Annotated in this window: 13 protein-coding genes; 9 read left to right on the forward strand and 4 right to left on the reverse strand. The window is 64.2% G+C overall.

Annotated features, from left to right (window positions below; all coding sequences use genetic code 11):
* Positions 1–27 precede the first annotated feature (27 nt).
* The gene (locus tag VGQ94_00735) at positions 28–513 is read right to left on the reverse strand and encodes a DinB family protein (protein ID HEV2021032.1); all 486 of its coding nucleotides are present in this window, start codon (positions 511–513) and stop codon (positions 28–30) included.
* A 119-nt stretch (positions 514–632) separates the two neighbouring features.
* Between VGQ94_00735 and dnaX the strand changes: the two genes are divergently transcribed.
* Genes dnaX through VGQ94_00750 form a run of 3 tightly spaced genes read left to right on the forward strand, consistent with a single transcriptional unit; the run spans position 633 to position 3,390 of the window.
* Positions 633–2,045 (forward strand): DNA polymerase III subunit gamma/tau, encoded by a 1,413-nt coding sequence (gene dnaX / locus VGQ94_00740; protein ID HEV2021033.1) that lies wholly within the window; start codon positions 633–635, stop codon positions 2,043–2,045.
* 47 nt (positions 2,046–2,092) lie between these two features.
* A complete protein-coding gene (gene recR, locus VGQ94_00745) occupies positions 2,093–2,671 on the forward strand; it encodes a recombination mediator RecR (protein ID HEV2021034.1) in 579 nt (192 codons plus the stop codon).
* A complete protein-coding gene (locus VGQ94_00750) occupies positions 2,668–3,390 on the forward strand; it encodes a carbonic anhydrase (GenBank protein ID HEV2021035.1) in 723 nt (240 codons plus the stop codon). Before recR ends, VGQ94_00750 begins: the two co-directional genes overlap by 4 nt.
* A 36-nt stretch (positions 3,391–3,426) precedes the next feature.
* Here VGQ94_00750 and VGQ94_00755 read toward each other — a convergent pair whose 3' ends face one another.
* Positions 3,427–5,616 carry an FdhF/YdeP family oxidoreductase gene (locus tag VGQ94_00755; protein ID HEV2021036.1) on the reverse strand — a complete coding sequence of 730 codons (2,190 nt, stop codon included), beginning with the start codon at positions 5,614–5,616 and terminating at the stop codon, positions 3,427–3,429.
* 135 nt (positions 5,617–5,751) lie between these two features.
* On the opposite strand from VGQ94_00755, the gene VGQ94_00760 reads away from it, so the two are divergent.
* Positions 5,752–6,222 carry a DinB family protein gene (locus VGQ94_00760; protein HEV2021037.1) on the forward strand — a complete coding sequence of 157 codons (471 nt, stop codon included), beginning with the start codon at positions 5,752–5,754 and terminating at the stop codon, positions 6,220–6,222.
* Between the two features lie 18 nt (positions 6,223–6,240).
* On the opposite strand, the gene VGQ94_00765 is transcribed toward VGQ94_00760, so the two are convergent.
* Positions 6,241–6,492 carry a hypothetical protein gene (locus VGQ94_00765; protein HEV2021038.1) on the reverse strand — a complete coding sequence of 84 codons (252 nt, stop codon included), beginning with the start codon at positions 6,490–6,492 and terminating at the stop codon, positions 6,241–6,243.
* A gap of 174 nt (positions 6,493–6,666) precedes the next feature.
* Between VGQ94_00765 and VGQ94_00770 the strand changes: the two genes are divergently transcribed.
* The 3 genes from VGQ94_00770 to VGQ94_00780 all read left to right on the forward strand — a co-directional run bounded on the left by VGQ94_00770 (position 6,667) and on the right by VGQ94_00780 (position 9,237).
* Positions 6,667–7,503 carry a hypothetical protein gene (locus VGQ94_00770; GenBank protein HEV2021039.1) on the forward strand — a complete coding sequence of 279 codons (837 nt, stop codon included), beginning with the start codon at positions 6,667–6,669 and terminating at the stop codon, positions 7,501–7,503.
* Positions 7,504–7,710: 207 nt separating this feature from the next.
* Positions 7,711–8,664, forward strand: a complete 954-nt coding sequence (locus tag VGQ94_00775) for a hypothetical protein (protein HEV2021040.1) — start codon at positions 7,711–7,713, stop codon at positions 8,662–8,664.
* Between the two features lie 102 nt (positions 8,665–8,766).
* Positions 8,767–9,237 (forward strand): VOC family protein, encoded by a 471-nt coding sequence (locus VGQ94_00780; GenBank protein HEV2021041.1) that lies wholly within the window; start codon positions 8,767–8,769, stop codon positions 9,235–9,237.
* 37 nt (positions 9,238–9,274) lie between these two features.
* Here VGQ94_00780 and VGQ94_00785 read toward each other — a convergent pair whose 3' ends face one another.
* Positions 9,275–10,108: a DUF1189 family protein gene (locus VGQ94_00785; protein ID HEV2021042.1), complete on the reverse strand. Its 834-nt coding sequence runs from the start codon at positions 10,106–10,108 to the stop codon at positions 9,275–9,277.
* A 590-nt stretch (positions 10,109–10,698) separates the two neighbouring features.
* Between VGQ94_00785 and VGQ94_00790 the strand changes: the two genes are divergently transcribed.
* Together VGQ94_00790 and VGQ94_00795 are read left to right on the forward strand one after the other, a co-directional pair.
* On the forward strand, positions 10,699–11,217 hold the full coding sequence (locus VGQ94_00790; GenBank protein HEV2021043.1) for a hypothetical protein: 519 nt from the start codon (positions 10,699–10,701) through the stop codon (positions 11,215–11,217).
* Positions 11,218–11,351: 134 nt separating this feature from the next.
* The gene (locus VGQ94_00795; protein HEV2021044.1) at positions 11,352–11,936 is read left to right on the forward strand and encodes a hypothetical protein; all 585 of its coding nucleotides are present in this window, start codon (positions 11,352–11,354) and stop codon (positions 11,934–11,936) included.
* The last annotated feature ends 183 nt before the right edge of the window (positions 11,937–12,119 follow it).

Consider the following 12,119-nt stretch of genomic DNA (forward strand, 5'->3'; position numbering starts at 1 on the left):
TGCAAGCCCGGCGCCTCAACCCACCCCCTAGGCGCCCGCCGCCGGCGCGCCGAACTTCTGGCGGATCTCGCGGATCTGCCGGGAGTGGTTGTCCACGTGGTCGCAGTAGTGCTCGACGAACTTGTCCAGCACCACTTCCCCGCTCTCCTCGTGGCGACCGCTGTTCTTCCAGGCCGCCTCGGGAAGCGCGCGCAGCATGGCTGCGGTGGTCTTGCGCAGGAGCGAGAACAGCTCCAGCGCCTGCTGCGGCGACTGCTGGGTGGTCAGCTTCTGGGCCCAAGCCTCCTGGTCATAGGCTTTGAGGACGGAGCCGGGTTGGGCGGCGATGGTGCGGAAGCGCGCCACCCCCAAGGTCTCGGAGTCGGCCAGATGCACCGCGATCTGGCGGATGCTCCACTTGCCGGGCGCGGGCGATTTATCGAGCAGTTCCGCCGGGACGCCCTGCAGCGCCTGGGCGAATGTCTCGATTCCCTTCTCGTAGCGGTCCACCACATTAGCAATGTTCGGTGACATACTCTCTCCTTTCCCCATCGGGGTTTCTGCATTGGATGTGCCCGGGCGCGCGTGGACTCTAGATTTTGCGGCGGTAAACTCAGCGGGCACGGGCGGGTCTCGTATAATCTGGTCTCCTCATGAGTTATCAGGTCCTGGCCCGCAAGTACCGCCCGCAGCAGTTCTCGGAGGTGATCGGGCAGGAGCACGTGACGCGCACGCTGCGCAACGCCATTGAGCAGCAGCGCATCGCCCACGGCTACATCTTCAGCGGGCACCGCGGCATCGGCAAAACCACCATCGCCCGCATCCTGGCCATGGCGCTGAACTGCCGCAAGGCCGAGCGGCCCACGGCCGATCCCTGCGGCGTGTGCGACTCCTGCAAGGAGATCCGCGCCGGCTCGAGCGTGGACGTGATGGAGATCGACGCCGCCACCAACCGCGGTATCGACGAGATTCGCGAGCTGCGCGACGCCGTCCGCTACCGCCCGGCGCGCGACCGCTACAAGGTCTACATCCTCGATGAGGCCCACCAGATCACCGAAGCCGCCTTCAACGCCCTGCTCAAGACGCTGGAGGAGCCGCCCGACCACGTCATTTTCATGCTGGCCACCACCCAGCCCGAGGACATCCCGCAGACCATCCGCTCGCGCTGCCAGCACTTCAGCTTTCATGCCGTGCGCTTCGAGGAGATCGTGGCCCAGCTCGCGGTCTTGGTCAAGAAAGAGAAGCTTCACGCGGATGACGAGGCCCTGGCCCTGCTGGCGGAGGCGGGCGACGGCTCCATGCGCGATGCCCTTTCCCTGCTCGACCAGGCCATCGCCGGCGCCGGCGGCCGGCTGACCGCGAAGATGGTACGCGGGCTGGTGGGCTCGGTGCCGTCCGAAACTTTGGAGTCGCTGCTCGAGGCCGTGGCGCGCAACTCCAGCGAGGAGACGCTGCGGTTGCTGGACAAGATCCTGAGCGAAGGACACAGCCCGGCGCACCTGGCAAAGCAGATGGTGCGCTTCCTGCGCAACGCGGTTGTGGCCAAGGTGGCGGGGGAGGAGACGCCGCTGCTGCAGATCTCGGCCGACGAGCGCGCCCGCGCCCGGCGCGTGGCCGCGCGCTTCTCCGAGGAAGACCTGGCGCGCTTCCTGCAGATCATGCTGCGCACCCACGGCGAACTCGGCTACCGGCAGGAGCAGCGCTTCCATCTGGAGCTGGGACTGCTGAAGCTGGTCCACGCCCAGCGACTGCTGCCGCTGGAAGAGTTGCTGAGCGGCGCGCGTCCGGAGTCGAGCGCGCCCGCAGCGGCGAAATCGCCGGTCGTCCGTCCGCCACCGGAGAATGCGCCTGCTCCACACAAGACCGAGTCGCCTTCGCGGCCGTCGCCCTTCGAGGCCGATCGGGCGCGCAAAAGCGGCGTGCCGCGGCCGGGAGCGCTGCCGGAAAACGCTCCAGGCGGCGGGGGCGACGCTCGCACCCGCGCTACCGAGGACCCGGTGGTGCGCCGCATGCAGGAGGTTTTCGGCGCTGAGATCCGCTCCGTCATTGACCACAAGAAGCCGTAGCGCTACGCCACAGAAGGAATTCGTCCGTGCCTGACTTTGCCGAGCCCATGGCCCGACTGATCGCCGAGTTGAAGAAGCTGCCGGGGATCGGGAGCAAGAACGCGCAGCGGCTCGCCTTCCACATCCTGCGCTCGGCGGGCGAGGACGCGGGCGCGCTGGCGACGGCCATCCGCGACGTCAAGGAAAAGCTGCTGCTCTGCTCCCGCTGCAATAACATCACGGACGTGGACCCCTGCGTCTATTGCTCGAGCCCCACGCGCAACCAGCGGCTGGTGTGCGTGGTCGAGGAGCCCACCAACATCGCCGCCATCGAGAGGACGCGGCACTTCAACGGCGTGTATCACGTGCTGCACGGCTCGCTCTCGCCGCTGCATGGCGTGGGCCCGGAGCAGTTGCGGACTGCGAACCTGATGGCGCGCGTCCAGGCGGGCGAGCTGGACGAGCTCATCATCGCCACCAACCCCACGGTGGAGGGCGAGGCCACCGCCGTCTATCTTTCGCAGTTGGTCAAGCGGCCCGGAGTGAAGGTGACGCGCATCGCCATGGGCCTGCCCGTGGGCAGCGACATCGAGTACGCCGATGAGGTCACCATGCTGAAAGCGATGGAAGGGCGGCGGGAGCTGTGACGCGCACGCTGCTTTATCTCAGTCTCCTGCTTTCTATCGCGGGCTTCGGGTTCGCGCAGCACGCACCTGCCACTCCTGCAAAACACTCCGCGCATGCCGCAGCCAGCCAGCCGACACCGTCCGCAGACGCGGTCTGGGCCGAGCTTATGGCCGGGAACAGACGGTTCGTCGCCGACAAACCACGAGCTCATGCGCTGATTGCGCTCCGCCGCAAGCTTGCTTCCGGACAGTCGCCCCATGTGATCGTGCTCGCTTGCTCCGACAGCCGGGTCCCCCCGGAAGTGATCTTCGACCAGAGTCTGGGCGACCTCTTTGTGGTGCGCACGGCCGGAAATGTTGCCGACGCCGTGGCGCTGGGCAGCATCGAGTACGCGGTAGACCACTTTCATAGCCCTTTGCTGGTCGTGCTCGGACATCAGAAATGCGGTGCCGTGACCGCCGCGTGCTCTGGCGAGAAGATGCCCAGCCGGAACCTGGATGCGATCGTGGAAAAGATCAATCCCGCCGTCACCCAGGCCAAGACCTACGCCAAGGCGGACGATTTGGTCGAGTCAGCCATCAGGGAGAATGTCCGCCAGAGCGCCAAAGACGTGCTGGCAAACAGCGAAATCCTTCGGGAGGCTGTGAAATCGGGCAAGCTCAAAGTAATCGAAGCGGAATACCTACTCGGTACTGGCAGCGTGGTTCGCCTTGACATACCTGCGGGCAGCCAGAACTAGTTCATCATTCTTGCCTCATGGGAACACGCTGAACCGCTAACCGGTCTTCTGCACATCTACTACCGCGTTGTAATCCGGCTCGGCGGAGACTGGGTCGTAGCGGCGCTCGATCAGGACATTCCCCTCGGGCCAGTGCGCCTGGAGATTGCCCTCGCGGATGTCGGCCAGTCGCACCCGGCCGCGCAACTCGCCGATGGAGGAACGCAGCAGGATGGCATCGCCATCGGCGAGGCCGAGGCGCTGCGCGTCGCTCGGATTCATGAAGACCTCGTCGCGGCTGCGAGAACCGGTCAGGCGGTCGCGCTGCCCGTAGGTCATCGAGTTGAACTGCTTGCCGCGCCTCGTGGTGAAATAGAACTTCCCGGGCGGGACCTCGAGCTTGGGGATGGGGACCACGGCGAAGCGCGCGCGGCCGCCGGGCATTTTCGAGAAACCGTCGGTGAACAAGCGCGGCCCGCCCCACTGGATCCAGTCGCCTTCCTTCGCGAGCTTTTCGATCCCGGCATAGACCGGCATGGCCGCCGCCATCTCGCGGCGGACGTCGGCGTCCGTGGTGTAGGAGAACTGCGAGGCGTGCCCCGGCAGCAACGCCTGTCCGATGAGACACGGAATCTTCCACTCGGGCAGCGCCTCGGCGATGGTGTGGCCGGGGATGGGCGGCGAGTAGCGGATGCGGCGCTCGGTGGAGGTGGAGGTGCCGCCGGATTCGTAACGCGTCTGCGCCGGGAGCAGGAGCAGCAGCTCGCCGGCGTCGAGGGTGGAGTAGGTGTTGAGCACGATGTCCTGATGGATGCGCACGCGCACCCGGCCGAGAGCCTCCTGGACGTAGGCGCGGTCGGGCATGGTCTCCAGCAGATTGCCGCCGATGGTGTAGAGCGCCTCTACCCCGCCTTCGTGCGCCGCCTGCAGCAGCTCGCCCGTGCGATGTCCCTTCGAACTGGGTACGGGTTTTTCCCAAAGCTCGGAGAAGCGGGCTGCGTTCTCCGGATTCACCTCGAAGCCGCCGGGGAATTTGTCCGGATCCACGCCACACTCGCCGCCGCCCTGCACTCCGCTGTGTCCGCGGATGGGCATGATGCCGCACTTCTCCCGCCCCAGGTTGCCGCGGATAAGCGCCAGGTCGGCGATGGCCTTCACGTTGTCGACGCCGAAGCGGTGCTGGGTGAGTCCCATGGAGTAACAGAGGACGGCGGTTTTCGCTTTACCGTAAAGCTCGGCGAAGCGCTCAATCTCCGAGCGCGAGACGCCGGAGCTGGAGTCGATCTCCTGCCAGGAAAGCTCTTTCAGGTGCTCCGCGAGGCCCGAGAATCCCTCGGTATAAGTCTCGATAAAACTGCTATTGACCGTCCCCTGCTCCACCATCACCTTCATGGCGCCCTGGAGGAATGCGATGTCACCGCCCACGCGCACCTGGAAGAAGTCGTCCATCAGTTTGGTGCCGAAGAGGGCGCTCGAAACCACCGACGGCACCCAGTAGCGCTCCAGGCCGGGCTCGCGGTAGGGGTTCACGACCACGATGCGGGTGCCCGCCTTCTTGGCGTAGTGCATGTATTTGGTGGTGACCGGCTGGTTGTTAGCCAGGTCGGTGCCGAACAGGACCAGCAGCTCGGTGCCGATGAAGTCGGAGAGCGAGCAGGTGGGCGCGCCCACCCCCAGGGTCTGCTTCAGTCCGTAGACGCTGGCGGCGTGGCAGAGGCGCGCGCAAAGATCCACGTTGTTGGTGCCCAGCATCCGGGCCAGCTTCTGGAAGGTGTAGTAGGCCTCGTTGGTCAGGCCTCGCGAGGTGGCGAAAAAGCCCAGGCGGTCGGGAGCGACTCCTTTCAGCTCTCCCCGGATCAAACCCATCGCCTGTTCCCAGGAGATGCGGGTGAAGCCGCGGTCGCCCCGGCGCAGGATCATGGGATAGGGGATGCGGCCGAGGTTATGCAGCTCCTCGTTGGACAGGGCTCGCAGCCGGGCAACGTCGGAGAAGCGCGCGTCGGCGGTGGCCGGCATGGTGTTCAGCCGCAGCAGGTTGAGACGGCTCATGCACAGGTGGACACCGGAGATGACGTTGTCCTTCAGGCCGTAGGGACCGAGCGAGCAGCCGTCGCAGACGCCGTGGTTCAGTACGCGCCAGGCGTACCCGAGGTTGTCGCGATTCTGCCAGGCGACGCGCGCCATGTCGCGGAAGTGGTGCGGCTTGTCGCGCCCCAGGCCGAAGGGGACCAGATCACGGAGTGCCACGGGCGGAAGTCTAAATCAAGCCGGTTTAAAAAGCAGTTGGGGCGTTGCTCGCCCGCGGCAACAACGCACAAGCCACAGCATCCTTCGGGGAGGACTGTTCTGTTGCTCTACAATCGGAGGGGAGCTCGAACCGCCATGGACTTCATCGAGCATCTCCGCCGGCTTTTCGCCTATGACGACTGGGCCAACCGCGAAACCCTCCGCCTCCTGAGGGCGGCGGAACCTCCTCCCGCCCGCTCGCAGAAGCTGCTGGCCCACATCCTTGCCGCGGAACTTCTGTGGCGGGGGCGCCTGGTCGAGGACGACGAACCCGTGGTGGTCTGGCCCGAGCTAAGCCTGGAAGGGTGTGAAGCCAGGCTGGGCCAGCTGTCCGGGCTTTGGCAGAGCTACCTCGGTGCTCTGGACGGCCGCCAGCTCTCCCACCGCGTGGCCTACGTCAACTCCAAGGGCGAACCGTGGGAGAGCGCGGTCGAGGACGTCCTGCTGCACGTGGTGATGCACTCCGCCTACCATCGCGGACAAATCGCCAGCGACATGCGCAATGCGGGGCACACGCCCGCCTACACGGATTTCATTCATTGCGTCCGGCAGGGATTGGTGAAGTGAGGGACTTCCGGGGGCGCTCTAGCTGCGCGCCCGGTGGCAGTGGGTGAAGTCCACTTCCCGCCCGTCGCGGGTGACGTAGATGCGCTCCACGCGATGCTCGCGCATGGGGGTGAAGGCCTCCCGGCCCTCATTGCGGAAGCTGTAGGTCTCGAAGCGGTGGACGTCGGACCAGAGGACCACGGAGTCGGCGCTGCCGTGGCGCGCGCTGGCGCCGCAGGTGGCGCAGCGGGTCACAATCGGCCCCGGCGAGGATTTGACTGCGTTGGACATTCTCCCTGCTCGAAGTGTACTGCGCTCTTTTTGGCGGTGCAAGCAAAACGGTTACTTTCGTCGTTGACCTTCCGCATCCCCGGCCTGCCCTGCCGCCCCATGCCACCGGCGGCAACCCCCCTTTTCACCCCTCATCCAAGCTAAAATAGATCCAAGAGCAGGAAAGGAGTGACCATGCTACGAGATCTGAAACGAGCACTGCTGGCAGCCGGCATGATTCTGGCGCTGAGCAGCTTCGCCCTGGCGCATGACGAGAGAGAGCGCAGTTCTGATGGCTATCAGCAGGGGTACAACGACGGCTTCCACCATGGCCGCGAGGACCGCGACCGGCGCGCCGGCTACGACTATCAGGGAGACGACTACCAGCGGGCCGACCGCGGCTATGACCCCAACTACGGCGACCGCAACCAGTTCGTCGCCGCCTACCGCGAGGGCTACCAAGCCGGCTACGACGACGGGTACAACGGGCGCAACGCGCGCCCCAGCGACGCCTATGGCCGCGGAGGCTACGGGCGCGACGACCGCAACGGCCGTGAGCGATACGGCTCCAACAATGTCGCCTACAACAACGGCTACCGCGACGGCATCGAGGGCGCCCAAAAGGACATCCGAAAAAACAAACGCCTGGACTTCAACGACCACGACTGGTATCGCAACGCTGACCACGGCTACTCCTCGCGCTACGGCAACAAGGAGTCCTACCGGCAGCAGTATCGCCAGGGCTACGAAGCCGGCTACCGTGAAACCTTCGACCAGCGGTCTCAAGGGTACGGGAATGGCCGCGGGGGCAACTCCGACGTCGCATACTCCACCGGCTATAGTGATGGCATGGTGAAAGCGCGCAAGGACATGGCCAACCGCAAGTCTCCTGATCCTACGCGGCACGATTGGTACAAAGACGCCAACCGCGGGTACGACGGCCGAGCCTACCGCAACCGCGATGACTACAAGCAGCGCTATCGCCAGGGCTACATCGCCGGCTACAACGACACCTACCGCGGACGGCGGTAACTCAGAAAGCCTGCCAGGGCGGGAGGTCCCGGCTTCAGCACCGGAGGACTCCCGCCCTGGGGCCTCCCGGGTCTGTACCCTTTCGACGCTGACCCTTCGCACCCCCGGCCTGCCCGGCCGGACGATTTCCGCTCCAGGCGGCAACTTTCCCCTCCCGCTCCTACATCCAAAGTTCAAGAGACTCCAGTAGCAGGAGAAGGAGAGCCGATGTTACGAGATCTGAAACGAGTACTTCTGGCGGCGGGCATGATCCTGGCGCTCAGCGGCTTCGCGCTGGCGCACGACGAGCGCTCGCGTGATTCTGATGGCTATCAACAGGGGTACAACGCCGGCTTCCAGCACGGCCGCGCGGACCGCGACCGGCGCGCCGGTTACGACCCTCGGGGAGACGCCAACCTGCGGGGCAACCGCGGCTATGACCCAGGCAACGGCAACCGCGACCAGTACGCCGCCGCCTACCGCGAGGGCTACCAATCCGGCTACGACGACGGGTACAACGGCCGCAATGGACGCTCCAACGACGCCTATGGCCGCGGCGGCTACGGGCGCGACGAGGACGACGACGATGACCGCGGGGGCTACGGGCGCGACAACCGCAACGGCAGCTACGGCAGCGGGCGCAACGGCAGCTACGGCCGTCGGGGATCCAGCTACAACAACGTCGCCTACGATACCGGCTACCGGGACGGGATCGACGGCGCACAGTCGGACATCCGCGAGAACAAACGCTTCGACGTCAATGACCATGGCTGGTACCGCGACGCCGACCACGGTTACTCCTCGCGCTACGGCAGCAAGAAGTCCTACCGGCAGCAGTATCGCCAGGGATACGAAACCGGCTATCGTGAGACCTTCGACCGCTCAGGGTACTCGAATGGTGGGTACGGGAACGGCTACCCGACTGGCGGGTACGGGAATGGCCGCGGGGGCACCTCCGACATCGCATACTCCACCGGCTACAGTGACGGCATGGTGGGCGCGCGCAAGGACATGCTCGAACGCAAGTCTCCTGATCCGACCCGGCACGACTGGTACAAAGACGCCAACCGCGGTTACGACGGCCGCGCCTACGGCAACCGCGAAGACTACAAGCAGCGCTATCGCCAGGCCTACATGGCCGGCTATAACGACGCCTACAGCGGCCGCGGTCGCGGGTTCTAGGGAAAAAGCTAACAGGGTGGGAGGTCACGGCTTGAGAGCCGGAGCCTCCTGCCCTGATCGCATCCCGGGCCTGTATACTTCGACATTGAGGAGAGACCCTCAATGCCCGCCAAGGTGAAGGCCACCCCCGACGGCTACCACACTGCCACACCCTACCTGATCATCCAAGGAGCTGCCGCCGCTCTGGATTTCTACAAGAAGGTCTTTGGAGCGACCGAGATCATGCGCATGGCGCAGCCCGAAGGCAAGATCGGCCACGCCGAGATCCGCATCGGCGATTCCGTCGTCATGCTGGCCGACGAGGTCCCGCAGATGGGCTACCGCGGCCCCAAGTCGCTGGGCGGCTCCCCGGTCAGCCTCATGCTGTACGTCGAGGATGTAGACGCCGCGGTGGCGCGCGCAGTGGCCGCCGGTGCCAAGCTCACCCAGCCCGTCCAGGACAAGTTCTACGGCGACCGCAACGGCGTGATCGAGGACCCCTTCGGCCACGTTTGGACCATCGCCACCCACACGGAAGACGTCTCGCCCGAGGAAATGGATAAGCGGATGGCGGCCATGGACAAGGGTAAGTGAGGAGCGCACCGGAGGTATCGCCCGCGCTCGGCAGACTCTAGGTCCCAGCGACGGGCGTGAGCGGCGTAACCCCGGCGGTAGCGGGCCCGGTGTTTGCCTTGACCCCGAAGTACAGATACCCCATCGCCATCCCCAGACAAATGAGGGACCACAGTGGGACGTGGATCTGTGCCAGGTCCACGGCCTCGTTCAGGATCATCGCCGGCGTGACGGCGACGGCAGCCAGGCGCATCAGCGCCGGATACTCGAGGGCTGCGTTCAACGAGCGCGCGAACAGGATCCCCACCGCGGCATAGAGCGCTACCTGGGCCACCCGGTAGAGAAACGAGAACAGCAGCACGAATCCGTAGAATGCCGGGGCCACGAAAAACCGGGAGGAGTTCAACCAACCGTGGACCCGGGCGCTATCCACGGAGAAGTTCTCGACCGCGGAGAGGTCGTAGGTGCGCACCTCCGCGGGCCGGTTGCGCATGATCAGCGAGTGCTTGGTGAGCAGCATGTCCGCGTTCACGTCCTCAAGCGACTTGTACTTCCCGGTCAGGTCAATGACCGCCAGGTACTTGGAGGTCTCATTCACGCGGTTTGCGGGGTCGCTCGGGATGGGGATAAAGTAGGGCGTCTCCACGTTGGTTGAAACCTCGCCATGATGGATGGTGATCTGCGGGATCTTGTCCACCACCTCGTTCGCGCCGCTCTCAACCCACTTCGAAAAGCCCACATGGATCTTGACGGCCATCGGTAGCTGCACGATGGCCATCGCGAGAAACAGGTACCCCAGCCCCACACCCTTCCAGTTGCGTCCCACGTCCTGGTAGATCTCGCGGGAATAGAACGACATGTAGAGGGGGTGCAGGATGGAGAAGCGTTTCATGACCGCGCCTGGCAGCGGAGAGTACCACAGGAAGAATTGACGCGATGCAGAAAGGAATGGCGGGGACGACGGGACTCGAACCCGCGACCTCTGCCGTGACAGTTCGATTCGGCCTCCGACACGGCACAAGAAGAAGTGAGCCGACGCGACACGGAAAAGCAGTGCTGGTGCGGCTGCGGCACATCTTCCCTGTCCTTCGCCTGTACCCGACCGACACGCCGCGAGCGCGCCCGACACCACTAGGGATGGCAGGGTTACGACACAACTTACGACACAAAAAGGTACCGGGCAGGAAGCAGCCCCCCCGGGCGGGATCACCCCCGGCCATGTTCTGTGCAGGGGCAGGGTGAGCGTACCGACCCAGAAAAAATCCAGGATTGCCTTGCCCATCTATGGCGTCACCGGGTTTGTAGGCGCGGGAGTCCCAAAACGCGAGGCCGGGGAGCCACCCCACTGCCCCCCGCCGCCGTCATCCCCGGAGGCTATACTCTCCGGTCGAAATACTTTGGGGCACCCGCTTGGCACTCTCCTGATGGAGGTTAGCAATGAGACTTAGCAACAGACTGACAATCTTCGTTCTACTCCTCCTCTTGGCACCCTTCGCGCAAGCCCAGCTAAAGGAAATGCCGTCGCAGGCTGAGTTTGACCCTATCTTGGACAATGCGGATAGCAAGCTCAAGGCGTTCGTGGCTACTCTCACGGAGTTCAGGGTGGAGGCGGCTGCGATGGACAAGGAAAGGTTGGACACTGACCTCAAAGACATTCGACGACTTCAGCAGATGATTCAAGCAACGAAGAGCGGCACCAAGGGCCGCAACGGCATCAACATGCAACGCTTGGTGGTGGTTCTGGGCGGCATTGACGACTTCGCGCTAGAAGCTGCGACTTGGAAATCTTTGGCTGAGCTTCGGATGTGCCAGCTGATGACCCTGCACCAAGACCCCAGCCACTATGACCAATTCGGCGTGCGAGTGACGATGAACCTGCAGATGTTGCGAGAGGTTGGAGGCCAACTGTTCCATCCGACGCTTCGTATGGCGGTCGCCACCGACGAGATCATGTTCGCGGTAGGGGATGCCGCATCCAAGGGCAAGGCTAGACCACACTGATTGCCACGCCCCCGGGGCCTAAACCCGGCCCTGGGAGGCGACTTGGCTCCACGGCTGGCCCGACGGGCCAACTGGCGGGCCTGCTATCATCGCGCTGAGTTTGGGCCCGGCAGAAACAAGAAGGAGAGCCTCCGATGTCGCTGCTTCGATCCGTGTGCGTCCTCGCGGTCTTCATGACCGTTTTCTTGGGCGTCGGCTATGCCCAAGACAAGAAGACCTTCCCGACAGACGCCGAGATAGACCTGCTCCTGACACAGGCCGACCGTGCGATGCAGCAGTACAAGTTATTGATAGACCAAGAGGAGACTCAACTTGGCAAGAGCGAAGCGGTTGACAAGGACCGTCAAGTAATAAAAGCAATAAATCTGGCTGTTAAGGCTTTCAGAACCCGACCTCAAGGCTTCAACGGACCGCTAGGATTCTCTTTTTTCGAGTGGTTGGACGATGCAAGCCGGAACGCCTCACTTTGCGCCTTCGGAGCTGAGAATCAATCAACGCTCTCCATGATGGCGGGAAATATAGACAGGGCGAAGGAGCTGGCTCATTTCGCTCAAAGCTGCCTGGACATGTCAACACTGATTTATACGGTGAGCGAAAATGCCGGTGCCCTATACACAAGATATGTCGAGGCCGAGCAAGAACTAGCGGCGCAGGGAGCCGACGTCGCCCAAAGGTGCGTGGATGTCTTGAAGAAGAACGGACTCGCGCCACAGAAGTAGTCTGGCGAGCGCCCGAGTCTTCACTCTTACTTCGGCCCGAGCAGGCTCGATGCTCACAATCGGATGCAGCTCGATGCCATTCTTCGCTGCCCCGCGCTGCTCGTGCAGAAAGTCGAAGAAGCCCAGCCCGGTCACGACAACCAGGTCGCCGCGATGCAGGCGACCGATCTGCTGCCTCGCCTT

This window comes from Terriglobales bacterium (assembly GCA_035937135.1).
Classification (GTDB): Bacteria; Acidobacteriota; Terriglobia; order Terriglobales; family Acidobacteriaceae; genus DASYVL01.